The organism is Actinomadura sp. NEAU-AAG7, assembly GCF_018603865.1.
GTDB classification, from domain to species: domain Bacteria; phylum Actinomycetota; class Actinomycetes; order Streptosporangiales; family Streptosporangiaceae; genus Spirillospora; species Spirillospora litoris.
The window spans coordinates 1-24,341 of sequence record NZ_JAHFZY010000012.1 but is presented as its reverse complement, the minus strand read 5'-3'; the positions used below and the strand labels follow the sequence as shown (position 1 = coordinate 24,341).

The window sequence follows — 24,341 nt, the reverse complement described above, 5'->3', positions numbered from 1 at the left end:
GCCGGACGGCGGCGGCCGCGAGCCGGAAGGCGCCCAGTTTGGAAGGTTCCTGAGAATCGCGGACCGGACGACACGGAACGGACCGGGACGCGAGTAGCCTGGTCCGGCGCTCCGGGGGCCCCGGAGTCCTCGGCGGAGACGGCGCCCCGGCGCCCCCGGCGGACCACGGCACCGCCGCCCGTCCAGGCGGAGATCTACCTAGCGAGGCAGTAGCGAGGCATGGCCCAGACCACGGCCGGGGACACCGACGTCCAGCAGGCAGCGAACGGCGCCGGGCGCGCCGGGGCGTACCGCCGATGGCCCGGCCGGGCGCTGCGCCGCGTCCGGCGGACGCGGCGGGTCGTGTGGCTGACCCTCCTGGTCGCGGCGGCCACCGTGCTCGCCCAGTGGGCGGTCATGACGCCGCCGCTGTACTTCGACCCGTACTACGTGTGGCTCGGCGCCCGCGACTGGCCCGACATCCCGCTCTCGCAGTGGCCGTTCGACGAGGTACCGCACCAGGTCACGCGGATCGGGCTGGTGCTGCCCGCGCGGCTCGTCCAGGAGGTCCTCGGGCAGGGGCAGGCGTCCTACTTCGTCATCACGGCCCTGGGCGGCTGCGCGTTCTTCGCCGGGACCTACCTGCTCGTCCGGTCGCTGTTCGGCGACGTGGCGGGCGTCCTCGCGGTGGCGGCGCTGCTGGTCAACCCGCTCTTCACGATGACCAACCCCTACGGCCACGACGTCACCTGGTCGACCGGCGTGATGCTGCCCGACATGCCGGGCGCGGGGCTGCTCACGATCGGGATGGCGGGCCTGGTCGTCGCGAGCCGCCGGACGGGCCGCGCCCAGACCCGGATGCTCGTCGCCGCCGGGCTGCTGCTGGCGTCGGCGTTCCTCGTCCGGGAGTTCCTGGCGTTCCTGTTCCTGCCCATCCCGCTGTACCTGTGGCTGCTGCGGATCCCGTGGCGGCGCAACGTGACGGTCGGGCTGCCGATGCTGGCGGTGCTGGCGGTCAACCTCGTCCACAACGCGGTGGTCTGGGGTGATCCGCTGGCCGGGCTGATGTCGGCGGCCGAGCACGGCGGCCAGTCCCGCGACTACGTGACCCGCGAGCTCGCGCTCCGCTCCTTCATCCGCGCCATGCACGACTGGCAGCCGCTCGGCACGGTCTTCGCCGGCGCGCTGGTGCTGACCGTGATCGGCTTCGCCGTCACCCGCGACCGGCGGCTCGCGCTCGTGCTGGTGTGGTTCTTCGCGCTCGCCGTCCCGCTGACGGCGCTGTCGGGCGTCCTCGACCCGAACAGCATCTCGCTGCGCGCGTGGCTGCCCCGCTACTGGTTCGCGGTGCTGCCCGCGCTGCTGGCGGGAGCGTTCGGGTCGCTGATCCTGATGGCACGGATGCTGCCGGACGGCCTGACCCGGAAGCTGCGCGTCCGCACGGTCGTCGCGCCGCTGCTGGTGGTGGCGCTCGGCGGAACCTACACGGTGGCGTGCGTGCGCGCCGTCCCCGAACTGCCGCGCGACACCGCCTGGAGCGAGCTGCGCGGCTACCTCGGCGAGCACGAGGAGATCCGGCTGATCTGCGCCGACCGGCGGCTCGCGCAGACCCTCACCTTCTACACCCGCGACGTCTGGGGCGACCCGGTCTGGCACGGCGAGATCCGCGACTTCCCGCACTACGTGCCGCAGATCCCGCGCGACGCCTTCGACGGGCCGATGCTCTACACGCGCTGGCGCGGCCAGGAGTCGCCGATCGGCGCCGGCTGGCGGCCCTCACCCGCACGCGGCTGGCGCCTGCTGTGGCGCTCCTCCGACAACGTCCTCCAACTCTGGAACCCGCCCCCCGGCGCGACCCGTTGAGGACGGCTCCATCGCCGACACGCGATCGCGTGCGAAGCCGGATTCGAGCGAAGCGGGAATCTGGTCGCGCGGCGAGCCGCCAGGCGGGTTCGGAGCTAGCGATCGCCGCAGGGCCCGTGGAAGGAGGGCCCCCCGGGCCCGGCGCCGAGGGCACTGCAATTGACGAACGCGACCCAGTCGCCTTCGGGTGAGCGGCGGCTGTCGACGACCTTCCAGCCGTCGGGGGCTCCGTGCGGCCAGGACGCCTCCGGGGGGACGCGCTTGGGCCAGTGCAGGACGACCATGTCCACGTCCTGCGGGGGCTTGGTCCAGCGTGCGTTGAAGAGGCTGCCGTCGCCCCACCAGGCCCAGTAGTAGTGCGAGAGCCGGACCGTCCATGGGACGTTCCAGTCGAGCGCGATGGAGCGGGTGTGCTCCAGGTCGGCGCTGCCCCGGATGTCGGTGTAGGCGGTCGTGCTGCGCACGGACGGGCGCGCGATCCGGTCGGTCGCGGTGTAGCTCATCGCGAGCGCGACGGTGGCGAGCAGGCCCGCGAGCACCAGCGGGCCCCAGCGCCGCCGCGTCAGCGTCGTGAGGACGGCGAGGCCGAGCAGCACGAGCCCCGCGAGCGTCGCGTCCCACAGCCGGAAGGAGCTCCAGTCCCAGGTCAGGAACGAGGTCTCCGGGAAGTCGTAGCGGGTGAAGGTGTAGCGGGCCAGCCGGTCGCCCGCGTACCACCGGACGACGCTCGCCGCCAGCACGGTCACGGCGACCGCGGCGGCGACCGCGGACAGCAGCGTCCGGCGCGAGGCGCGCAGCAGCACCGCGACGCCCACCGCGAACAGGATGGGGGTGACGCAGGCGAGGTAGCGGCCGTAGACGTAGTTGCCGACGCGGTACTCGTCGGGCAGCGCGCCCGAGGTCGCGAACGCGATCCCCGCGACGATCGCGAGGATCGCCAGCGCGAGCGCCCGCAGCCGTCCCGGGGTGCCGCGCCGCGCCGCCGCGAACCCGACCGCGGCGAGGCCGACCGCCGCCAGGCCGCCGGTCGCGACGCACTGGTACCAGACCTGGCCGGTGCCGAGCGACAGCGTCCAGCCGAGGCCGCCGGAGGTGGTGAGGCGCCGGGCGAGGTTGCCGCCCAGGTTGTTGTCGCCGTCCGGGTACAGATGGGGCAGCAGCGAGTGGTTCAGGACGGTCCCGGCGGCCGTCCCCGCGCCCGCGACGAGCGCCGCGAGGGCCGCGCCGCGCCAGTGCCGCCACCGGCACGCCACCGCGACCGCCAGCAGTGCGCCGTGCACGACGAGGAAGATGGCGCCGCGCGTGTGCGAGGTGTAGGCGAACGCGACCAGCAGCGAGGCGCCCACCCCGTACAGCGCCACACGGCGGGACGGCCGCTCCCCCTTGGTGTAGGGCGCCTTCAGCCACGCGTGCACGAGCAGCAGCCAGCCGAGCAGCACGACCGGCAGCACCGCGTCGGTCAGCACGAACTCGGAGTAGAACACCACGCCCGGCAGCAGCGCCGTCACGTGCCCGAACACATACGACCAGCGCGGGCGCACGCGCAGCGCGCGCAGCAGCAGGTAGGCCAGCGGCAGCATCGCGGCGCTGACCAGCGCGTTGATCACCAGCGCGCAGCGGTAGACGGTGACGGGGTCGTCGGCGAGCCAGTACGCGGGCATCAGCAGCAGCGGGTACCCGCCGCGGTAGACCGTCCCGTAGGACAGGTCGGCGTCGGCGCCGCCGGTCATGACGCGGGCGGCGAACAGGTAGCCCGCCTCGTCGGGGATCGCGATCGGCATGGTCTGCCCGGACGCGAGCCAGACCCGCACCGCGACCTGCGCCAGCCAGCCGAGCAGGAACAGCCAGACCCAGCGGCGCCGGCGCGCCCGCGCCGGGGCGCCCGCGCCCTCCGGGAGGGTGCCCGCCCCGCGCAGCGGCCCGCGCGTGACGGCCGCGCCCCCACCGGTGCCGGTGCCGCCGCCGGGCGGCGGCATGGTGCCCGTGCTCATAGGCTCGTGCTCATAGGCCCGCGCTCACCGGGGTCCGGCGGGGCGGCGGCAGGTCAGGGAAGGAAGATCCATCGTCGTGCAAGCCTGTCACAGCGATGCCGGCGCATCGCCCGCGACCCCGAAACGTTCAGGGAGTTCTCGGTTCGCGGCCCGGCTCGCGCCCGGCGGGGGAACGCCCGGGGGGACGGCTCAGCCCTCGGCCTTGCCGCCCGCCTCGACCGACGCGCCGTCCTCGGCGCCGGACGCCGGGTCCGTGGCCTCGCCGTCCCCGGTGGCCGCGGCGTCCTGCGACTCGGCGGCGTCGGCCCTGGTGAGGCCGCCCTCGACGGCCTTGCGCTCGCCCGCGACCTTCGCGGCGGCCGCGTCCACGACGCCGGCGGCCTCCTCGGTCGGGTCGACCAGCGGCGGGTGCTGGCGGCGGCGGATGCCGAGGATGCTGACGAACAGCGAGGCGAAGATGGCCTGGAGGCTCATCACCAGCGCGGTCGCGGCCGGGACGACGATGCGCAGCGAGTGCCGGGGGTCGAGTTCACCGAAGCTGTTGACGCGCCAGTGCAGCAGCGAGGCGACCAGGCCGCCGAGGCCGGCGACCGCGAGCAGGCCGCCGAGCAGCAGACCGCGCTCCAGGCTCCACCAGTCGATGATCTTCTGGACCCGCCGGTCGTGCGGCAGGAACCCCTCCTGCATCGCGTAGACCTTGGTGAGCAGCGCGAACAGCACCGCCTGGAAGCCGATCACCAGCGCGGCCGACGCGCCGACGAGCGTGTCGACGTCGAAGGCGACCTCGCCGACGGTGACCGGGCCGGTGGACAGCGCGATCCCCGCGAGCAGCCCGAGCGTCATGAAGACCAGGCCCGGGATGAGGAACAGCCAGCGCGGGCTGTAGAGCATGAGGAAGCGCAGGTGGCGCCAGCCGTCCCGCCAGGTGTTGAGGTGCGGGGCGCGGGTGCGGCCGTCCGGCGACAGCGTGGTGGGGACCTCGCGGATGTCGTACTTCTGCAGGGTCGCCTTGACGACCATCTCGCTGGCGAACTCCATGCCGCCGGTCTGGAGGCCGAGCCGCAGGATCGACTCCTTGTTGAAGGCCCGCAGCCCGCAGTGGAAGTCGCCGATCTTGCTGCGGAAGAACAGCCGCCCGACGAAGCTCAGCACCGGGTTGCCGAGGTAGCGGTGCAGCGGGGGCATGGCGCCGGGGGCGATGCCGCCCTTGAAGCGGTTGCCCATGACGAGGTCGGCGCCGTCGCGCAGCTCCTCCACGAACGGGCCGAGGGTGGCGAAGTCGTAGGAGTCGTCGGCGTCGCCCATCGCGACGTAGCGGCCCCGCGCGGCGCGGATGCCGCCCATGAGCGCGTTGCCGTAGCCCTTGTCGATCACCGGCACGACACGGGCGCCGGCGTCGCGGGCGAGCTGCTGGCTGCCGTCGGTGCTGCCGTTGTCGGCGATGACCACCTCGCCGTCGATGCCGCTGTCCTCGAAGAAGCGGATCGTCTTGCGGACGCAGGTCTCGACCGTTTCCGCCTCGTTCAGGCATGGCATCACTACGGAGAGTTCCACGCGATCTCCTTCGTTACCCCTGGTGACCGTCTGCGGTGTTTACCATGAATCTCATATGTATTCCGCCGAGCGGCCCATCTGGTTCATGATGCCTGCCGGGAACGGAGGATGCCGGGCACTCCCCACAAGAGCGCCCGTATCGTGTTGCTCACTCGCAACCGAAAAACCATCCCCGGCCACGGTCGCGGGCGGCAGGCTAGGACGTCAAGCATACGGGCACGGCGGCCCGGAAAGGTTGGGTCGGCTGTGACGCTCGCGGGAAACGCACTGCCACCAGGCGGAACACCAGGCATGGAAGGGGAGGTGCGGTAGTGGCGGGGGAATCGCCGCACGGCACCGTACTCGACGGGGGCGCGCTGGAGCAGGCCGCGCTCGACGAGGCGGCTCGGGACGCCGCGTCCGGCACGTCCGGCGACACGCCCGGGGGCACAACGACGGTCACCGATTCGGCGACCGAGGTCGAGCCGGGGCCCGGCACGGGCACTGACCTCGAAGAAGACACGGGCAAGCCGGGCGAGCCCGGCGATTCACCGGCGGTGGACGAGCCGCCCGCGCAGGAGGACGAGGGCCGCCGGGGGCGCGCCGCCGGACTGTGGGCGACGGTGCGGCGACACCCCGCGTTCACTGTGATCATCACCACAGCGGCGCTGCTGCGGCTGGTCGCGATGATCGGCTACCAGCCCGCGATGTACTTCAACGACACCTTCGACTACCTGCACGTCGCGACGGACCCCTACCCGCACCCGCTGCGGCCGGACGGCTACTCGTTCCTGCTGATCGGGCTGAAGCCCTTCCACAGCTTCGCGCTCGTCGCGCTCGTCCAGCACCTGATGGGCCTGGGCATGGGCGTGATGATCTACATGCTGCTGCGCCGCAGGTTCACCCTGCCCGGCTGGGGCGCCGCGCTCGCGGCGGCGCCGGTGCTGCTGGACGGCTACCAGATCCAGCTCGAAGAGCTCGTCCTGTCCGACACGATGTTCACCTTCCTGGTGATGTGCGCGGTGACGCTGCTGCTGTGGCACGACCGCCCGACCTGGAAGATCGCCGCTTCGGTGGGGCTCATCATCGCGCTGGCGTGGCTGACCCGGTCGGTCGGCATGCCGGTGCTGCTGGGCGTGCTCGCCTACATGCTGGTGCGGCGCAGCGGCTGGCGGCTCATGGCCGTGACGCTCGTGGCGTGCGTGCTGCCCATCCTCGGCTACATGGGCTGGTACAAGGCCGAGACCGGCAAGTTCGCCATCACCGAGAGCAACGGCATCTTCCTGTACTCGCGGGTCTACAAGTTCGCCGACTGCCACAAGGTCCACGACCTGCCGGTCGAGGAGTACGCGCTGTGCACCGAGCGGGTGAACCGGCTGCCGAACTCCCAGGACGGCATCTGGAACCAGGCGTCCCCGCTCAACCGCTACACCGGCAAGCGGTTCAGCCCCGAGAACGACAGGCTCGCCAACGACTACTCCAAGCGCGTGATCCTTTCCCAGCCCGTCGACTACGCCCGGGTCGTCGCGCACGACTTCCTCAAGGTGTTCCGGTGGAACCGCACCGTCTTCCCCGACGAGGCCACCTACAACCAGTACGAGTTCCGCAAGGTGAGCAAGCCGCTGCCCGACTGGAACATGGGCTCGGGCGTCACCGCCGCCGACGAGGCGAACGCCTACGAGAACGGCAACGCCCGCACCCGCGTGGTCGAGCCGTTCGCGGGGCTGATCCGGGGCTACCAGGACCACGTCTTCCTGCGCGGGACGATGCTCGCCGCCGTCCTGGCGGTGGGGCTCGCCGGGATGGTGCCGCTGTGGCGGCGGTTCGGCGGCGTGGCGTTCCTGCCGTGGACGCTCGCGGTCGGGCTGCTGCTCGCGCCCGCCGCGACCGCCGAGTTCGACTACCGGTACGTGCTGCCCGCCGTCCCACTGGCCGCGCTCGCGGCCGGGATGACGTTCAGCCCGGAGGTCAGGGCGCGCTTCGCCGCGCTGGGGCGCCGCGTCCGCCGGATGGGCCGCATCGACGGGGGCCCGGACCGGGCCGGCGAGGACGTGACCGCGGAGGAGGGCCCCGCCGGGGTCGCCGCGCCCGACCCCGCGACCTGATCGGAGGTCGCGGGACGGGCGTGCCACCGGCTGGAGCGCTCTACCAGGCGTGCAGGCGCCGGAGGTGGAAGACCATCGCGACGTCGCCGTCGGCGCGGGCCTTCGGCACCTCCGCCTGCCTGCCGAGCGGTTTGGAGAACACCTTGATGTTCTGGCTCTGGCAGTTGGGGCAGACGTGGTCGGTCCAGGGCGTCGTGCAGCGCTGGCCGCCCCGTTCGTACACCGCCGCCTCGCCGCCGTGCCCGTCGTCGTAGTGGCGGACCTCGAACTGCTCGTCCCAGCTCGTCATGCAGGCCAGGCATTCATAGACCCACATCTCGTGGTCTGACCATGTGTCATGCATGGCCCTCATCCCCTTGTGACGCCGGGTACGCACACGTCACGCAGCGCGTCGATCCCATGCGCTTCATCCCCTATTCACCCCGAACATGTCGCCCGACGAGTTATTCCCCGGATCCGGTGGTTAGACAGCTCCGAGTGGGGTGTCTATTAGGTGCGGGTTTCATGGCCCCGCCCGGCGGCGCGGCCCCGGCCTATCCCCTGGCCTGGACGACGGCGTCGTAGACGACCCGCTTCGGCACGCCGTTCTCCTTGGCGATCTCCTGGATCGCCTGCTTGCGCGGGGTCCCGGCGTCCTCCCGGACGGCCACGGCGGCGGCCAGGTCGGCCGGTTCCGACAGGCCCTCGGGCTCGGGCGCGCCGCCGACGACCACGGTGATCTCGCCGCGCACGCCGTCCCGCGCCCAGGCCGCCAGATCGCCGAGCGGGCCCCGGCGGACCTCCTCGTAGGTCTTGGTCAGCTCCCGGCAGACCGCCGCCGGACGGCCGGCGCCGAACGCCTCCGCCATCGCGGCGAGCGTCTCCTCCAGCCGGTGCGGCGCCTCGAAGAACACCATCGTGCGGGGCTCCCGGGCGAGGGCCTCCAGGCGCCGGGCCCGCTCCCCCCGCTTGCGCGGCGGGAACCCCTCGAAGCAGAACCGGTCGGTGGGCAGGCCCGACACCACCAGCGCGGTCGTCACGGCGGACGGCCCCGGCAGCACCGTGACCGGCACCCCCTCCGCCACCGCCGCGCGGACGAGCCGGTACCCCGGGTCCGACACGCCCGGCATCCCCGCGTCGGTGATCACCAGGACGTCGCGTCCGGCGAGCAGCTCGGCCAGCAGCTCGGCGGCCCGGGCCCGCTCGTTCTGGTCGTAGTAGGACACGATTCGCGCCGACAGCTCGACGCCGAGGTCGCCCGCGAGCCGCCGCAGCCGCCGGGTGTCCTCGGCGGCGATCACCGGGGTGCCCGCCAGCGCCGCCCGGAGCCGCTCCGACGCGTCCTCGGGCCGCCCGATCGGCGCCGCCCCCAGCAGCAAGGTCCCCATCACGCCGCCATTGTCCCACCGGCCCTGTCCCACCGGCCCCTTCCCCACCGGCCCGCCCGGCGGGCGGTTCGGCGGGCGGTTCGGCGGGCGGTTCGTCCGGCGCGGTGGAGATCGCCCGATGCCGCCGGAGTCCGCCCTTACGATTGCAGGATGGCGACGACGGATCTGGTAGCCGCCCCGGTGGCCTCACCGCGGCGGCGGACCCCCACCCTCCGGGAATGGCTCGCCCCCGCGATCCCCGGCGGCGCGCTAGCCGGCTGGCTCGGCCCGCTGCTGGTCACGGCCCTCGCGGGCTTCCTGCGCTTCTACCGGCTGGGGTCGCCGCACGCGGTGGTCTTCGACGAGACCTACTACGCCAAGGACGCTCTCGCGCTGTGGAGGTTCGGCTGGGAGCACAACACCGTCGACAACGCCGACAAGATGCTGATCGCCGACCGGCACGCGGACATCTGGTCGGACGGGCCCTCCTTCGTCGCCCACCCGCCGATGGGCAAGTGGATGATCGCGATCGGCGAGTGGCTGTTCGGCGCGACGCCGTTCGGGTGGCGGTTCGTCCCCGCGCTGGTCGGGACGCTGTCGGTGCTGATCCTGTGCCGGGTCGCGCGGCGGATGACCGGCTCGACGCTGCTCGGCTGCGCCGCCGGGCTGCTGCTGGCGCTGGACGGCCTCCAGTTCGTCACGAGCCGGGCCGCGCTGCTCGACATCTTCGTGATGTTCTGGGTCCTGGCCGGGTTCGCCTGCCTGGTGAACGACCGCGACCGCTCCCGCCGCCAACTCGCGGAGCGGATCGAGGCCGGGGACCCCTCGCCCTACGGGCCGTTCCTCATGCACGGATGGCGGTGGGGGGCCGGGGTCTGCCTCGGCCTGGCCTGCGCCACCAAGTGGACGGGCGTGTTCTACATCGCCGGGTTCGGCCTCATGGTCGTGCTGTGGGACTACGGCGCCCGCCGCGCCGCCGCCGTCCGGCGGCCGGCCGCCGGGACGCTGCTGCTGGAGGCCGGGCCCGCGTTCGTCCAGCTCGTCGTGGTCGCGGTGGTGGCCTACATCGCGTCCTGGTGGGGGTGGATCTTCAAGCCGGGCGGCTGGGGACGCGGCGAGGTGTCGGGGAACCCGCTGTGGCGGCCGGTCGAGGCGATGCCCGACCTGTGGCACTACCACAAGGAGATGCTGCACTTCCACACCGGCCTGGACGCCTCGCACCCCTACCAGTCCTGGCCGTGGGACTGGCCGATCCTGCGCCGCCCGGTCGCGTTCTTCTACAACGAGCCCAAGTCCGGCTGCGGCGCCGCGCGCTGCTCCCGCGAGATCCTCGGCATCGGCACGCCCGCGCTGTGGTGGGGCGCGCTGGCCGCCCTCGTCGGCGTCCTGCTGCTGTGGCTGGTCCTGCGCGACTGGCGGGCGGGCGCGATCCTGATGGGCTTCCTCGCGGGCTGGCTGACCTGGTTCCCCTCGGCGTTCGCCGACCGCACGATGTTCCTGTTCTACGCGACGCCGATGATCCCGTTCATGGTGCTCGCGGTGGTGCTGGTGCTGGGCTACCTGATCGGCCCGGCGTCGACGACGGCGGGGGCGCACGCCGCGTCCGTCCCCCGCGCCGACCCGCCGGACTTCGGCCACCCCCTGGACGACGTCCCGGAAGGCGCCGGAGCGACCGCGCAGCGCCTGCAACCGCCGCCCCCGGCGGGGCTGCGCCGCGTCATCGGCGCCGCCGCGGCGGGCGCGTTCCTGCTGGTGGTCCTGGCGAACTTCGCCTACTTCTATCCGATCCTGGCCGCGCAGACCCTCCCCTACGACGACTGGCACGCCCGGATCTGGTTCGGCACCTGGGTCTGACCCCGCCTCCTCCGGCCGGACGCGCGTCCCGAACCGAAGGGCGCACCTCCACGCGACCTGTCCCCCTCGGCGCGGTGCGGCGTCGGCCTGAGGGGTGCGGGTGGTGGGCGTCCCGCGCGTCCCCTAGGCGGCTTCCTCGGCTTCGTCGGCGCGCCACTGCGGGGTGTCCTGGACGGGGCGGAAGGTCCGCCCGCCCGCCAGGCAGATCGCCAGGGCCAGCACGCCGCCGCCGCCCGCGCCCGCGAACGCGCCGGGGACGCCCGCGACGTCCTGGCCGAGACCGGCGACCGCCGAGCCGAGCGAGCTGCCCGCGCCGACCGCCGCGACCACCCACGCGAACGCCTCGGTGACGGTGCCGCTCGGGGCGAGCCGGTCCACGAGCGTGAAGCTGCACGCCAGCGTGGGCGCGAGGAACACGCCGCTGGCGAACGCGAGCACCGACATGGCCGCGAGGCCCGGCGCGAGGACGAGCGGGACGTACCCGGCGGCGAGCGCGGCCATCAGCCACGGCAGCCGCCGGTGCGCCTCGCCGACCCAGCGCCGGGCGCCGTAGACGAGCCCGCCGACCAGCGCGCCCGCCGCCATGCAGGCCAGCAGCAGCCCGGACGCGACGCCCGAGTCGAGCCGCTCGGCGTAGGCGACGACCGCGACCGCGTACACGCCGAGCGCGATCCCCGCGCAGGCCAGCGCGGTCAGCAGGACGCGCAGCCCCGGCGAGCGCAGCGGCCCGGCCCAGTCGGAGGCGCGCGGCGCGCCCCGCCACCGCCGGGACGGCCCCGACAGCGCGACCACCAGCGTCCCGGCCACGCCGAGCAGCCCGGTCAGCAGCAGCGCCGTCTCGGTGTTGACCGCCGCCGCCGCGACCACGATCAGCGGTCCGGCGGTGAACAGGATCTCCTGCGCGGCGGCGTCGAGCGCGTAGGCGGCGTCGACCTGCTCGGGGCCGTCCAGGACGTCCGGCCAGAGCGCGCGCAGCCCGGCCTCCAGGGGCGGGGTCGCGAAACCGGCGACGAACACCGCCGCGACCGCCGCCGGCAGCGGCGCGGCGCCGACCGCGGCGAAGGCCGCGAACCCGGCGGCGGACGCGACGACGGCGGGCAGCAGCACGCGGATCTGGCCGAACCGGTCCATCGCGCGGCCGAGGACGGGCTGCCCCGCCGCCATCGCGAGCCCGAGCAGCGCGGCGAGGGTGCCCGCGAGGGGGTAGCCGCCGCCGTCCGCGCGGACGTGCAGGACCACGGCGAGCATGCCCATGCCGTTCGGCAGCCGGCCGAGCAGGGTGCCGCCCAGGAGCCGGCCCGCGTAGGGGCGGCGCAGGAAGTCGACGTAGGCGCGCATCCGTCCCCCGGTTCGGGTGAAGTCATACGTAGTACTCGACGCATCATACGTACCACTGGGCGTCCCGGCCCTAGTCTGGGGAAGTTCCGTCACCGCCAGATGACCGCAGCGGCCGTCAGGCGCGCGCGCAGGGAGGCGCAGGGTGCCCGCGACCAGCCGTCCCACCAGCAAGGACGTGGCGCACGAGGCCGGTGTCTCGCAGTCCACGGTCTCGCTCGTGCTGGGCGGGAAATGGTCGGGCCGTATCTCCCCGGCGACGGCGGCGAGCGTGCGGGAGGCCGCCGAGCGGCTCGGCTACCGGCCGAACCAGGCGGCGCGGAACCTGCGCCTCGGCACCACCCGAACCGTGCTGCTGATGGTGCCGACGCTCACCGCCCCGTTCTTCGGGCCCGTCCACACCGGCGCCGTGCGGGTCGCCGCGCGGCACGGCTTCGGCGTGGTCGCCTACGTGTGGCCGGACGACGCGGCGGGCCCCGCCGGGAGCCCGTTCGCGGCGCCGCGCGAGGCGATCGACGGCATCCTCGCGTCCTCGATGGAGGTCGAGGCGCTCGCGGAGTTCCGGGGCACGCCCGCCGTGATGCTCGACAGCGACCCGTCGGGCCCGGTGCCGACGGTCGGGTTCGGCGTCGCGGAGGGGATGCGCTCGATCGCCGCGCACCTCGTCGGGCTCGGCCACCGCAGGATCGGGCACGTCGCGGCGGCCGTCGACCAGTGGACGTTCCGCGCCCGCGCCGAGGCGCTCGCCGCCGTCACCGCGCGGGCGGGCGGCACGCTGACGCGCGCCGCGTGCGCGATCGAGGTCGGCGCCGCCCGGGACGCCGCCGCGCGGCTGCTCGCCGGCCCCGACCGCCCGACCGCGCTGGTCTGCGATGACGACCTGATCGCCGCCGGCGCCTACAAGGCGGCGCGGGCGCTCGGCCTGGACGTGCCGTCCGACCTGTCGGTCACCGGGTTCGACGACGTGCTGCTCGCGACGGCGCTGGAACCGGAGCTGACCACCGTCCGGCTGCCCGCCGAGGAGCTGGGCGCGCGCGGCATGGAGGCGCTGCTGGAGCTGCTGGACGGCGGCCGCCCGGCCCGCCGCGTCCTGCGCGGCCGGCTGATCGTGCGCGGCTCCACGGCCCCGCCCCCGCGCGCCGAGGGGCGAGTCGAACGCGAAGCGGGGGTATAGAGGGGCCCATGGGATCGCATCCTTCCGAGACCGATGTCGCGCACCCCGGCAACCGCATCGGCGGCGCGCCGCCGCGCACCCGGGCCTGGCTGGACGGGAGGGTCGAGGCGGAGGGGTTCCCGGTCGCGGAGGTGAGCGACTACCTGGAGCGGCCGGACGTCGTGGTCTGGCTCGACCTGTGCGCGCCGCGCCACGAGGACCTGCGGGTGATCAGCGAGGAGCTGGGGCTCGACCACGTCGCGGTCGAGGACGCGGTCTCCCGGCACGAGCGCGCCAAGTTCGACCGCTACCAGGGGTACGCGTTCCTCAACGCCTACGTCCCCCGGGTGGACGGCGGCGACCTCGTCCTGCACGAGGTGTCGGCGTTCCTGGCCGAGCGGGCGCTGGTGACCATCCGGCAGGACCCGGGCATCGACGTCGACGCGCTGATCCACCGCTGGGACGACGGGCTCGGCGGCGACGCCGCCGGGACCGGCGCCGCGTACCTGCTCTACGGGCTGCTCGACATGATCGTCGACCGGCAGCTGGACGCGGCGACCGCGCTGGACGAGGAGGCCGACAAGGTCGAGGACCTGGTCTTCGACGAGTCGTTCCCGGTCAGGGAGATGCAGCTGCGCAGCTACGAGCTGCGCAAGAACCTCATCGCGCTGCGCCGGGTGGCGCTGCCGATGCGGGAGGTCCTCAACACGCTGCTGCGCCGCGACCTGCGGATCGTCCCGCCGGCGCTGGTGCCCTACTTCCAGGACGTCTACGACCACACGCTCCGCGTCGCCGAGTCGACCGACGGGCTGCGCGACCTGGTCGCGAACCTCATCGACACGCGGCTCGCGTTGCAGGGCAACCGGATGAACGAGGTGATGAAGAAGGTCACGAGCTGGGCGGCGATCATCGCGGTGCCGACCGCCGTGACCGGCTTCTACGGGCAGAACGTCCCCTATCCCGGGTTCTCCGAGCACGACGGGTTCGTCGTCAGCTCGATCGTCATCGTCGTTTGCAGCGTCGGCCTGTACCTGGTCTTCAAGCGGCGCGACTGGCTCTGACGCCCGGCGCTAGCCGCGGGCCCCCTTCAGGAACGCGGCCGCGATCGGCGCGGCGGCCTCCGCGCCGGTGCCGCCGCCCTCGACGATCACCGCGAACGCGAGGTCGCCCCGGTAGCCGACGAACCAGGCGTGGGTCGGCGGGTTCCTGCCCTCGCCGAACTCGGCGGTGCCGGTCTTGCCCGCCGTCCCGGACGGGAAGTCCACGCCGGACGCGGTGCCCTCGCTGACGACGGCGGGCATCAGCGAGTGCAGGGCGGCCTTCACGGCGGGCTCCAGCGGGTGCGGCGGCTCGGGACGGCGGCCCCCGGCGTCGGCGGCCTGCGCGGCGAGGGAGGCGTCCACGAGGCGCGGCGAGCGCCAGGTGCCGTTCGCGGCGGCGGCCGCGATGCTCACCATGTTGAGCGGGCTGGTGAGCACCTCGCCCTGCCCGAACGAGGCGGCGGCGAAGGCGGTGTCGTCCTTGGTCGCGGGGAAGGCGGCGCGGACGGCGGGCAGCCCGCCGACGATCGGCGCGTTGAACCCGAACTGGGACGCGACCTGCGCCACCCGCCGCACGCCGAGCTTGTCGACGGCGAGCCGCGCGAACGTGGTGTTGCACGAGTGCGCGAACGCCTCGCGCAGCGGGACCGTCCCGAAGTCCTCGAAGCGGTAGTTGTGGAACGAGCGGCCCCCGACGGACGTGGTGGCCGGGCACGGGACCGGCGTCCGCGCGTCCATCCCCCCGGCGACCAGCGCCGCCGCCGTGACGATCTTGAAGGTCGAGCCGGGCGGGTAGCGGCCCATCAGCGCCCGGTTGTAGCCGCCGGGCTTGTTCGCGACCGCGAGGATCTCCCCCGTGGACGGGCGGAGCGCGACCAGCGAGGCGGGCTTGGCGGCGCCCGCCAGCGCCTCGCCCGCGGCCTTCTGCGTCGCGGGGTCGAGCGTCGTGCGCAGCGGGCGCCCGTCGGCGCCGCCGAACCGCTGGAGCGTCTTCACCGGCGCGCCGTCCGCGCCGACGATCTGCACGGCGAGCGCGGGCGTCCCGGCGAGCCGCCGCTCGTACTGCTTCTGGAGGCCCTCGGTGCCGATCGTGTCGCCCTTCCGGTAGGGGGCGCCGAGCCCCTTGGCGGCCTCGGCGGACGCGGCGCCCAGCGGCCCCACGAGCTGCTGCACCGAGCCCGACGGCGAACCGCCGAGGTCGCCGCCGTCCGCCGCCGAGATGCCCGCCCGGGTCGGCCAGGTCCGGGCGGCGCGGAGCCGCTGCCCTTCCTTGAGCGTCGGGTACATGACCTCGGGCGACCAGCGGACGCGCCACTTCCCGTCGCGCTCGGCGAGCGGGAGCTGCCCGGAGTACGACCACGTCCGGGACCCGGCGAGCGTCAGCTCGGCGCCGTAGGAGGAACCGGCCCTCCCGTCCTTCGGGCGACCGACCGAGGCGACCGTGTACCGCTGCCGGGAGATGCCGAGGTCGTCGCGCATGCGGGTGAACCTCTGCTCGAAGTCGGCGGGCGGGCCGTCGGTCAGCCTCCGCATCGCGGCGAGGTCCCCGGCGTTCCAGGCGGCGAGGTAGCGTTCCACGGTGCCGCGGGGGCCCTCCCCGTCCCGCAGGAGCCACACCGCGCCCGCCCCGGCGGCCAGGGCCACCGCCGCGACCGCGGCGACGAGCGTCCAGCGCGATCGGCGCGTCATCGACCTGTCCTTCCGTCCGCGGCGCCCCCGTTGGCACCGCCGCCCTAGGACACCAGCCGACCAGCGAAAAGTCCAAGATTGATATCGTTCTCACAGCGATATGAGATTTGATATCGTCACGTCCTGTGAACCTGGTGGGGCATCTGCGGTGCTTCGTCGTGGTCGCCGAGGAACTGCACTTCGGCCGCGCGGCGGAACGGCTCGGCATGGCCCAGCCGCCGCTGAGCCAGCGGATCCAGCGCCTCGAAAAGGAGCTCGGCGTGCGGCTGTTCGACCGCTCCAGCCGGAAGGTGGAGCTGACCGCCCCCGGCGCGCTCCTGCTGGACGAGGCGCGCGACATCCTCGCCCGCGTGGACCGCGTCTACTCCGTCGCCGAGCGGGCGCGGCTCGGCGCGGCCCGCGCGGTGCGCGCCGGGCTGCCGAGCGACCTCGGCGGGCCGATCGTCGCCGCGCTGATCGCCGCGTTCCGCGAGCGCCGCCCCGACCTGCGGCTCGACCTGCGCGAGACGGGCACGGCCGAGCAGGTCCGCGCGCTCGCCGAGGGCGCGCTGGACGCGGGCGTGCTCCGGCATCCGTGCGCCGCGCGCGACCTGGAGTTCGGGCCGATGCTGGCCCAGCCCCTCGGCGTCCTGCTCCCCGCCGGCGCCGCGCCCGGCGGCGCGGCGCCCGACGACGCCGCGCCCGACGGCGAGGTGGACCTGGCCGACCTCGGCGCCCACGACCTCGTCACGTTCCCGCGCGAGGAGGCCCCCGGGAGCCACGACGAGCTGCTCGCGGCCTGCCGCAGGCACGGGTACGCGCCGCCCGCCGTCCACGAGGCCCGGCACCCGCAGTTCGCGGTCGGGCTCGTCCTCGCCGGGACGGCCGTGGCGCTCGTCCCGCGCGCCGCCGACGGATCGACGCCCGGTGTCGTCTGGCGGCCGCTGGCGGGCGAGCCGCTGTCGCTGCGCACCTCGTGCGCGTGGCGCGCCCCCGACCCGCCGGACGGTGTCGCCGACTTCGCCGCCGTCGCCACCGCCGTGCTGCGCCGCGAGGCGGGCATGACGCCGCTGGACCGCGCGCCCGCCCGCCGCGTCGTCCCGCGCCCGTCCTCGGGGTTCCTGGCGTGAGCGCGACCGGACGGGACACCACCGGGCCCGGGACGGCCCGGACGCGGCGCATCGAGGCGGCGTTCCGCGACGCGGGCGTCACCGGCTACCTGCACGCCGCCGACATCGACACCGGGCGGGAGGTCGGGCTCCGCGCCGACGCGCCGGTCGTCCTCGCGTCGGTGTTCAAAGTGCCGCTGCTCGTGGCGTTCTACCGGCAGGTCGCGGACGGCGTGCTCGACCCCACCGAGCAGCTCACGCTGCGCCCGCAGGACCGCACCGCCGGGCCGACCGGGCTGTCGGCGCTGCTCGACGAGGTGCGGGTGTCGCTGCGCGACCTCGCCTGCCTGATGATCGCGGTGAGCGACAACGCGTCCGCCGACGTCCTGCTGGAGCGGGTCGGGCTGGACGCGGTCAACGCCGCCGCCGCCGACCTCGGCCTGCGCCGCACGCGCGTCGAGGGCAGCGGGCGGGACCTGTTCGAGACGCTGCTGGCCGACGCGGAGGCGGACAGTTTCGGCGAGGTGTGGGAGCGGCTCGACGAGCCCGGCGTGCTCGACCGGCTGCGCGCGCTCGACCCCGTCCTGACGAGCCGCAGCACGCCGCGCGAGATGACCCGGCTGCTCGGCGCCGTCTGGCGGGACGAGGCCGCCCCCGCCGCCGAGTGCGCGGCGATGCGGCGGCTGTTCGGCCTCCAGGTGTGGCCGCACCGGCTGTCGTCGGGGTTCCCCTTCGACGACGTCGTGGTCAGCGGCAAGACCGGGACGCTGCCGACGATCCGCAACGAGGTCGGGGTCGTGGAGTACCCCGACGGCGGCCGGTACGCCGTGGCCGTCTTCACCCGCTCGCTGCTGCCGAACGCCGTCCTGCCGCAGGCGGACGCGGTGATCGGCACCTCCGCGCGGCTCGCCGTCGAGTCGCTGCGCCGCACCCCCTGAATCCGGGGGCGGACACGCGGCGCGGAGAAAAGTTTCGGGGCGCGATGTGATACCCGTCACTGGCTCCGCCTGGCGCGTCGTGGAAACGTGCTCGTCCCAATACCCGTGCCGCGCCTGACCGCTAAACCAGCACCCCCTACGGAAACGTAGGCTGTACCTCTGCTTTGATCACTCTTGGGGAGAATGCGTTGCGGCTGCCGGAGCATCTGGAGCTACTGCTCACCGACGAGCCGGTGCTCGACGTCTACGCCTACGGCCCGTGGCGGGTCCCGGACGGGCTGTTCGAGGAGGTCGCCGCGCGGATCGACGCCCTGGCCGCCGACCCGCGCGCCGTCGACCTCACCACCGACGAGCACAAGCTGCTGACCCTGCCCGCCTCGCTGGTCACCGCGGAGATCTTCGGCATCCTGGCGTTCCTGCCCGGCGGCGGCGCGATCAAGGCGGGCTCGTGGTCGCAGCTCCCCGAGCGGCTGCTGAACCGGCACCTGGTCAACCCCGGCCCGCTCAGCACCCGCATGACGCGCTGGGACGCGCCGGGCGGCCGCTGGCGTCCCCCCGTCGACTGGCTGGTCGAGGCGCCCGACCGGGAGCTGGCGATCGAGCTGGCCCGCGAGTGCCTCGGCGTGCTGGAGGGCATCGAGCCGCTGGACGAGCGGCGCCGCGCGCTGCTGCGCCTCTACGACGACCCGCCCGCGTGCGATGTGAACCTGCCGAAGATGGAGCTGCGCGAGCACTGGCACGCGCACGCCGACGACGCGGCCGTCGCGTCCATCCCCGAGCTGCTCGGCCCGGTCGGCTACCTGGAGTGGGTGTGCGCCGGGCTGCTCGCCGCCTACGAGCACCTGACGAACGTCGCGCCGCGCGAGGAGTCCGTCGAGTCGCACCTGATCCAGCTGCTGCTCCAGGGCAGCCTGGAGCACGTCCCGGCGGAGCTGGCGGTCGCGCTCGGCGAGGACCGCTACCGCGAGCTGCAGCAGCGGTTCAGCGGCGAGCGCCGCGGGTTCAAGGCGGGCGCGTGGCAGGAGCAGACGCGGGCGTGGCTCGTCCGCGCGCTGGTGTCGGGCGCGGCGGACGCGTGCCGGGCCTGGCTCGACATGTCGATGCGCTTCGTCGCGATCGTGCAGGGCCTGCCGGGCGACCCGTGGTTCCCGAAGGCCGAGTGGATCCCCGTCGGGCAGTTCCAGACCGACCTGCGGCGCCTGTACGCGCCGCGCCGCCACGTCGTGAACCCGCTGATCGAGGAGCTGCGGGTCACCTCGGGCGCGGTCGCCGAACCGGCCGCGCGCCCCGAGCTGGCGACCTCGCTGGTCGGTCAGCCGGAGGTGACGGCGGCGCTGGACGAGCTGACCCGCGGCAAGGAGCCCGTCCGGCTGCTGCTCACCGGCCCCGACGGCACCGGCAAGCGGGACGCGGCGCAGGAGCTCGGCAAAGCGCTCGCGCTCGGCCGCGACCCGCTGTGGGTCACCGACAACCTGTTCTCCGGGCAGCGGCTCTCCGACGCGGTCGCCAAGCTGCACGCCGACGCCCGCGACTGCGCCGGCGACCGGCTGCTGATCATCGAGGGGCTGGACGGCGTCGTCGCCGACCCCGGCAACGGCGAGGCGCTCGCCGCCGAGCTGCACCGGCTGCTGGCCGTCCACCCCGACCTCCAGCTCGTCGCGCTGTGCGACACCGGCGGCGACGAGCGGATCCGCGAGATCAACCCCGTCCTGCCGCAGCGGTTCCGGATCGCGCGGACCCGGCCGTTCGACGCGGGCGGCCACGCCGAGCTGTTCCGGCGGGCGCTGGACAAGCACGGCGTGCGGGCGACCCGGCACGCGATCGAGGCGGCGGGCGCGCTGCTGGAGGCGACCCCGCCGACGCAGACGCTCCGCAACGCGCGCCTCGCGCCCCACCTCGCCGACCAGGTCGTCGCCGCCGTCAGGGCGCGGACGGCCGACGGCGGGGAGCTGGTCGTCCGCAAGCAGGACATCCCCGAGACGCTCGACACGGCGCAGTCCATCGGCAACCCGCTCGCCGAGCTGCGCGACCTCACCGGGCTGGAGACCGTCAAGCACGAGATCGCGCTGCTGGTCGCGGGCACGCACGCGGCGCGACTGCGCGGCGAGTCCGGGCTGCGCATCACCCCGCCGACCCGGCACATGGTGTTCACCGGCAACCCCGGCACCGGCAAGACGATGGTCGCGCGGCTGCTCGGCCGCATCTACCGGCGGCTCGGCGTGCTGTCGTCGGGGCACCTGGTCGAGGCGTCCCGCGCGCACCTGGTCGGGGAGTACATCGGGCAGACCGCGCCGCGCACCCGGCGGCTGGTGGAGCGCGCGATCGGCGGCGTGCTGTTCATCGACGAGGCCTACACGCTGACGCAGTCGCCGCTGAAGGGCGACTACGGCCACGAGGCCATCGCCGAGCTGGTCAAGCTGATGGAGGACCACCGCGAGGACCTCGTCGTCATCGTCGCCGGATACCAGCAGGAGATGGCCGAGTTCCTCGCCGCCAACCCCGGCCTGGACTCGCGCTTCCCCAAGCAGCTCCACTTCCCCGACTACACCGACGACGAGCTGCTGACGGTGTTCGAGCAGCTCGCCGCCGCCGACGGGTTCCGCATGGCGGACGGCACGCAGGAGGTGCTGCGCTCGATGCTGCGCCGGGCGCCGCGCGGGCCGTCCTTCGGCAACGGCCGCCTGATGCGCAACATGCTGGACGTCGCGGTCGCGAACCAGGCCGACCGGGTCGCCTCCGCCGCCGTCACGGCCAAGCGGGCGGAGAGGAAGGGCGACAAGCCGCCGCGGATGCCGTCCAAGAAGGAGCTGATCACGCTCACCGCGGAGGACCTGCCGCCGCTGCTCGACCACCCCGAGGAGTTCTTCGGCCTCTACCTCTAGCGCCGGGCGGATGTGGGTATAACCCGCTTCGGCTTCCCGCTGCGAGTGAGGAGGCCCTGCCGTGCTCTCGGGGTTGGACGGGGAGGAGCGCGTGCTGCGGGGCATCGCGTCCCGGGAGACCGCGCGGCTGCGCGACGGGACGCGCCCGTGGACGTGGTGGCTGGAGCGCGCCGTCCTGCACGGCCGCCGGTTCGGGTACACGAACACGCTGCTGATCGCCGCGCAGTGGCGGGCGGCGACCGACGTCCGCTCCTACGAGGAGTGGCGGGCCGCCGGACGGCAGGTCCGCCGGGGCGAGGCCGGGATCCGCGTGTTCGGGCCGTCCGGCGGGGTGCGCGCGGTGTTCGACGTGGCGCAGACGACCGGGTTACCGCTGCCCGCAGTTCCGCGTGGCCCCTCGGCGGCCTTCGACTGGGCCGAGCATGTTCGCCATCTGCGCGAGGTCGAGGCGGATTCGGTCGGTTACCTGGTGCGGGCCTGGCTCGGCTGGGAGCCGCGCCCGCCCGTCTTCCCGGTCAACGCCTTCTGGGCCGGGCCGGACGCCGGGGACCGCATCCTGCGGCTCAGCAGACGCCTCCACGCGCGGGCGCGCGGGCCGGCCTCGCCCGCCGCCGGGATCATGGACGCGGCGCACCGGTTCTTCCAGACGCGGTGCGAGGAGAGCTGGGTGCCCGCCTACCTCGCGGAACGCGGCTTCCCCGCGCGGGTGCGGCGGCGCCGGCGGATCGGGCACGCGCCGCCCGGCCCCCGCACCCTCACCGACCACCTGCGCGGGCTCGGCCACGACGACGAGGAGATCGTCGGGGCCGGCCTGGCCCGTCAGGGCGACGACGGCGTCCACGACACGTTCCGCGACCGGCTGATGTTCGCCATCCGGACCCCGGACGGCGCGATCGCCGGGTTCCTCGGCCGCCGCCGCGACGGCGCCGACGGGCCGAAGTACCTCAACGGCCCGGCCACCGCGCTCTTCCACAAGTCCGAGCTGCTCTACGGGCTGCACGAGGCGCGCGACCGGCTCGCGGCGGGGGCGCGCCCCGTCCTGGTCGAGGGGCCGCTCGACGCCGTCGCGGTCGCGCTCGCCGGGCACGCCGCCGTGGCGGCCTGCGGGCTGTCGCTCACCGGGGCGCAGCTCGCCGCGCTCGGCGGCGTCGCCGACCTCGCCGCGACCGGCGTGCTGGTCGCGCTGGACGGCGACCCGGCGGGGCGGTCCGGCGCCGTCCGCGCCTGGGAGACGCTGGCGGGCGTCCCCGGACCGGTCGACACGGTCGCGCTCCCGCCCGGACGCGACCCCGCCGACCTGCTGCGGGACGGGGGGCGCGCGGCCGTCCGCCGCGCCCTGCGCGCCCGCGCCCCGCTGGCGGACGCGGCCGTGGACGCCGCGATCGACCGGGCGGGCGGCGCGCTGGCGACCGTGGAGGAACGCCTCGCCGCGGTCCGCGCCGCCGCGTCGGTGATCGCGGCGCGCCCGCCCGAGGCGGCACGTCAGGCCGTGCGCACCGCCGAACGCACCGGCGTCCCGGCCTGGCTCGTCACCGAGGTGCTGATCGAAGCCGCTCGGCGGCCGCGAAGAGCAGGTCCTCCGCGCCCGGCCGGGTGACGAGCTGCGCGGCGACCGGGAGGCCGCCGACCGTCCCGGCGGGGACGCTGATCGCCGGGAGCCCGAGCACGTTCCACGCGCAGGTGAGGCTGATCAGCAGCGGGGTCAGCGGGCCGAGGTCGCTCCCGGTCGTCCCGATCGGCGGCGCGGTGATCGGCATCGTCGGCAGCACGAGCAGGTCGTGCCGCCTCAGCAGCACCTCGACCTCGCGGCGGATCTCCGCGCGCTCGCGCTCCGCCCGGACGTAGCGCCAGCCGGGCGTGCGCCCGGCGCGCTCCAGCCGCTCCAGCGTCGGGCGCTGGAACAGCTCCGGCGCGTCGGCGACCCGCTCGGCGTGGACCTCGTAGGCCTCGCTGTCCTGGATCGCCGCGAACACCCGGCGGAGCTCCTTCAGATCCACCTTCTCGGACGCGGCGTCCGGGAACACCGCGCGGACCGTCCCCGCCACGGCGCGCTCCACGTCCGGGTCGATCTCCTGCGGCTCGATCCAGGCGACGCTTCCGCCGGGCTCGGGCCGCGGCTCGAACGGCTCGGGCGGCTCGGACAGCCCGGGTGGCAGGTCGGCCAGCACGCGGTAGGCGGTGCGGCAGTCGGCGGGGGTGCCCGCGAGCACGCCGACATGGTCGAACGACCGCGCCAGCGGGAACACGCCGCCGGTCGGGATCGCGCCGAACCGCGGCTTGAAGCCGGTGATCCCGCAGAACGCGGCGGGGATGCGCACCGAGCCGCCCGTGTCGGTGCCGATCGCCAGCGGGACCGTTCCCGCCGCGACCGCCACCGCGCTGCCGCTGGACGAGCCGCCCGACATCCGGGACGGGTCGCGCGGGTTGCGGCACGGGCCGTCCGCCGAGACGTCGCCGGTGCCGCCGTAGGCGAACTCGTGCGTCCCGGTCTTGCCGACGATCACCGCGCCGGCGGTGCGCAGCCGCGTCACCACCGCCGCGTCGTGCTCGGCCGTGTGCCCGGCGAAGTGCGCCGAGCCCATGCCGGTGGGCAGGCCGGCGACGTCGATGATGTCCTTCACCGCGACCGGGATCCCGTGCAGCGGACCGCGGTCGGCGCTGGACCCGAGCTCCTCGTCGGCCTGCCGCGCCGCCACCGCCGCGCCCTCCTCGTCGAGGGTCACGAACGCGTTGAGGGACGGGTCGACCGACTCCAGCGCCCGCTCCAGCAGCCCCGACGCCGACTCGGTGCCCGCGCGCAGCGCCGCGCCGAGGTCCGCCAGCGTCCGTCCGGCGAAGAATCCACCCATTCCGCCTCCTCACGCTCCTGATCTTCCGCGTAGCATCCCAGACGCCGCGCGGCCGGGACAGTGGCCGGACAGCCGCCGGGAGGTTCGGCGGGCGGTCGCCGGACGGCCGCCGGGAGGGCCGCGTCCGGGCGGCGTCGGTCACCGTCCGCTCGACGCGGGTCACGGACCGTTCGCCGAGGCGTTTTCCGATCCGGTGAATCTACGCGCCGGTACGCGGCAAGCTTCAACGCACCTTGTGGAGACGCTCCCACCGGTTCGTATTGGGGGGCGGGGCGGCGGCCCTTCGACCGCCGCCCCACGGCCGGTGACGTCCACAGCCGGGGTGGGGGGACGAGGCCACGGCGGCGCGGTAGACGGCGCGCACCCGCCGCCGTGGCCTCCTCGGCCCCCGGTTAGGGCGCATGGATCGCGGGGACGTGATCCTGCGGCGGCACACCGACCCGGAGGGACGCGCCCATGACCGACGACCTCGCGACGGCCCGTGGTTCGACTGATCGTGGTTCGACTGACCGCGGTTCGGCGGCCCGTGGTTCGTCAGAACGTGGTTTGACGGACGACGAGGCGCGGCGGGTCGACGCGTACTGGCGGGCGGCGAACTATCTGTCGGCGGGTCAGATCTATCTGCTGGGCAATCCGCTGTTGCGGGAGCCGCTGCGGCCGGAGCACATCAAGCCCCGGTTGCTGGGGCACTGGGGT

The 24,341-nt window shown here is 74.6% G+C and carries 17 protein-coding genes; 10 read left to right on the top strand and 7 right to left on the bottom strand.

All coding sequences use genetic code 11. The features are described 5' to 3' along the window. The first annotated feature begins 219 nt into the window (after positions 1 to 219). Positions 220 to 1,842, top strand: a complete 1,623-nt coding sequence (locus KLI87_RS37655) for a glycosyltransferase family 39 protein (protein ID WP_214620830.1) — start codon at positions 220 to 222, stop codon at positions 1,840 to 1,842. A gap of 95 nt (positions 1,843 to 1,937) precedes the next feature. On the opposite strand, the gene KLI87_RS37650 is transcribed toward KLI87_RS37655, so the two are convergent. After that, positions 1,938 to 3,833 (bottom strand): hypothetical protein, encoded by a 1,896-nt coding sequence (locus tag KLI87_RS37650; RefSeq protein WP_214620829.1) that lies wholly within the window; start codon positions 3,831 to 3,833, stop codon positions 1,938 to 1,940. Positions 3,834 to 4,022: 189 nt separating this feature from the next. Beyond that, positions 4,023 to 5,387, bottom strand: a complete 1,365-nt coding sequence (locus KLI87_RS37645; RefSeq protein ID WP_308166512.1) for a glycosyltransferase family 2 protein — start codon at positions 5,385 to 5,387, stop codon at positions 4,023 to 4,025. 311 nt (positions 5,388 to 5,698) lie between these two features. Between KLI87_RS37645 and KLI87_RS37640 the strand changes: the two genes are divergently transcribed. Beyond that, positions 5,699 to 7,471 (top strand): hypothetical protein, encoded by a 1,773-nt coding sequence (locus KLI87_RS37640; protein WP_308166510.1) that lies wholly within the window; start codon positions 5,699 to 5,701, stop codon positions 7,469 to 7,471. 40 nt (positions 7,472 to 7,511) lie between these two features. On the opposite strand, the gene KLI87_RS37635 is transcribed toward KLI87_RS37640, so the two are convergent. Beyond that, positions 7,512 to 7,814 carry a hypothetical protein gene (locus KLI87_RS37635; RefSeq protein WP_156219111.1) on the bottom strand — a complete coding sequence of 101 codons (303 nt, stop codon included), beginning with the start codon at positions 7,812 to 7,814 and terminating at the stop codon, positions 7,512 to 7,514. Between the two features lie 190 nt (positions 7,815 to 8,004). Beyond that, complete coding sequence (gene rsmI, locus KLI87_RS37630) at positions 8,005 to 8,838, bottom strand: 16S rRNA (cytidine(1402)-2'-O)-methyltransferase (protein ID WP_156219194.1); 834 nt, start codon at positions 8,836 to 8,838, stop codon at positions 8,005 to 8,007. 150 nt (positions 8,839 to 8,988) lie between these two features. Between rsmI and KLI87_RS37625 the strand changes: the two genes are divergently transcribed. Then, positions 8,989 to 10,671: a dolichyl-phosphate-mannose--protein mannosyltransferase gene (locus KLI87_RS37625; protein ID WP_214620828.1), complete on the top strand. Its 1,683-nt coding sequence runs from the start codon at positions 8,989 to 8,991 to the stop codon at positions 10,669 to 10,671. Between the two features lie 123 nt (positions 10,672 to 10,794). Here KLI87_RS37625 and KLI87_RS37620 read toward each other — a convergent pair whose 3' ends face one another. Further along, positions 10,795 to 12,009 carry an MFS transporter gene (locus KLI87_RS37620; RefSeq protein ID WP_214620827.1) on the bottom strand — a complete coding sequence of 405 codons (1,215 nt, stop codon included), beginning with the start codon at positions 12,007 to 12,009 and terminating at the stop codon, positions 10,795 to 10,797. Between the two features lie 142 nt (positions 12,010 to 12,151). On the opposite strand from KLI87_RS37620, the gene KLI87_RS37615 reads away from it, so the two are divergent. Both KLI87_RS37615 and KLI87_RS37610 read left to right on the top strand, forming a co-directional pair. Then, entirely contained in the window at positions 12,152 to 13,180 is a 1,029-nt protein-coding gene (locus KLI87_RS37615; protein WP_214620826.1) for a LacI family DNA-binding transcriptional regulator, read from the top strand. Between the two features lie 8 nt (positions 13,181 to 13,188). Beyond that, positions 13,189 to 14,220: a magnesium transporter CorA family protein gene (locus KLI87_RS37610; protein WP_156219114.1), complete on the top strand. Its 1,032-nt coding sequence runs from the start codon at positions 13,189 to 13,191 to the stop codon at positions 14,218 to 14,220. Positions 14,221 to 14,229: 9 nt separating this feature from the next. Here the strand turns inward: KLI87_RS37610 and KLI87_RS37605 are convergent, their stop codons facing one another. Next, complete coding sequence (locus KLI87_RS37605) at positions 14,230 to 15,888, bottom strand: penicillin-binding transpeptidase domain-containing protein (protein ID WP_214620825.1); 1,659 nt, start codon at positions 15,886 to 15,888, stop codon at positions 14,230 to 14,232. Between the two features lie 125 nt (positions 15,889 to 16,013). Here KLI87_RS37605 and KLI87_RS37600 point away from each other — a divergent pair, with 125 nt between their 5' ends. From KLI87_RS37600 to KLI87_RS41780, 4 genes are all read left to right on the top strand, one after another. Continuing rightward, positions 16,014 to 16,997, top strand: coding sequence for a LysR family transcriptional regulator (locus tag KLI87_RS37600; protein ID WP_214620824.1), 984 nt, complete (start codon positions 16,014 to 16,016; stop codon positions 16,995 to 16,997). Then, on the top strand, positions 16,994 to 17,914 hold the full coding sequence (locus tag KLI87_RS37595; protein ID WP_308166509.1) for a serine hydrolase: 921 nt from the start codon (positions 16,994 to 16,996) through the stop codon (positions 17,912 to 17,914). The genes KLI87_RS37600 and KLI87_RS37595 overlap by 4 nt, the downstream gene beginning before the upstream one ends. A gap of 188 nt (positions 17,915 to 18,102) precedes the next feature. Beyond that, the gene (locus tag KLI87_RS37590; RefSeq protein WP_214620823.1) at positions 18,103 to 20,796 is read left to right on the top strand and encodes an AAA family ATPase; all 2,694 of its coding nucleotides are present in this window, start codon (positions 18,103 to 18,105) and stop codon (positions 20,794 to 20,796) included. Positions 20,797 to 20,857: 61 nt separating this feature from the next. Beyond that, positions 20,858 to 22,393, top strand: coding sequence for a toprim domain-containing protein (locus tag KLI87_RS41780; protein ID WP_214620822.1), 1,536 nt, complete (start codon positions 20,858 to 20,860; stop codon positions 22,391 to 22,393). Here the strand turns inward: KLI87_RS41780 and KLI87_RS37580 are convergent. After that, positions 22,326 to 23,645 (bottom strand): amidase, encoded by a 1,320-nt coding sequence (locus tag KLI87_RS37580; RefSeq protein ID WP_214620821.1) that lies wholly within the window; start codon positions 23,643 to 23,645, stop codon positions 22,326 to 22,328. The genes KLI87_RS41780 and KLI87_RS37580 overlap by 68 nt on opposite strands. Before the next feature lie 456 nt (positions 23,646 to 24,101). Here KLI87_RS37580 and KLI87_RS40750 point away from each other — a divergent pair. After that, positions 24,102 to 24,341, top strand: a 240-nt coding sequence (locus KLI87_RS40750) for a hypothetical protein (protein ID WP_250904652.1), incomplete at its 3' end; no start/stop codon positions are given.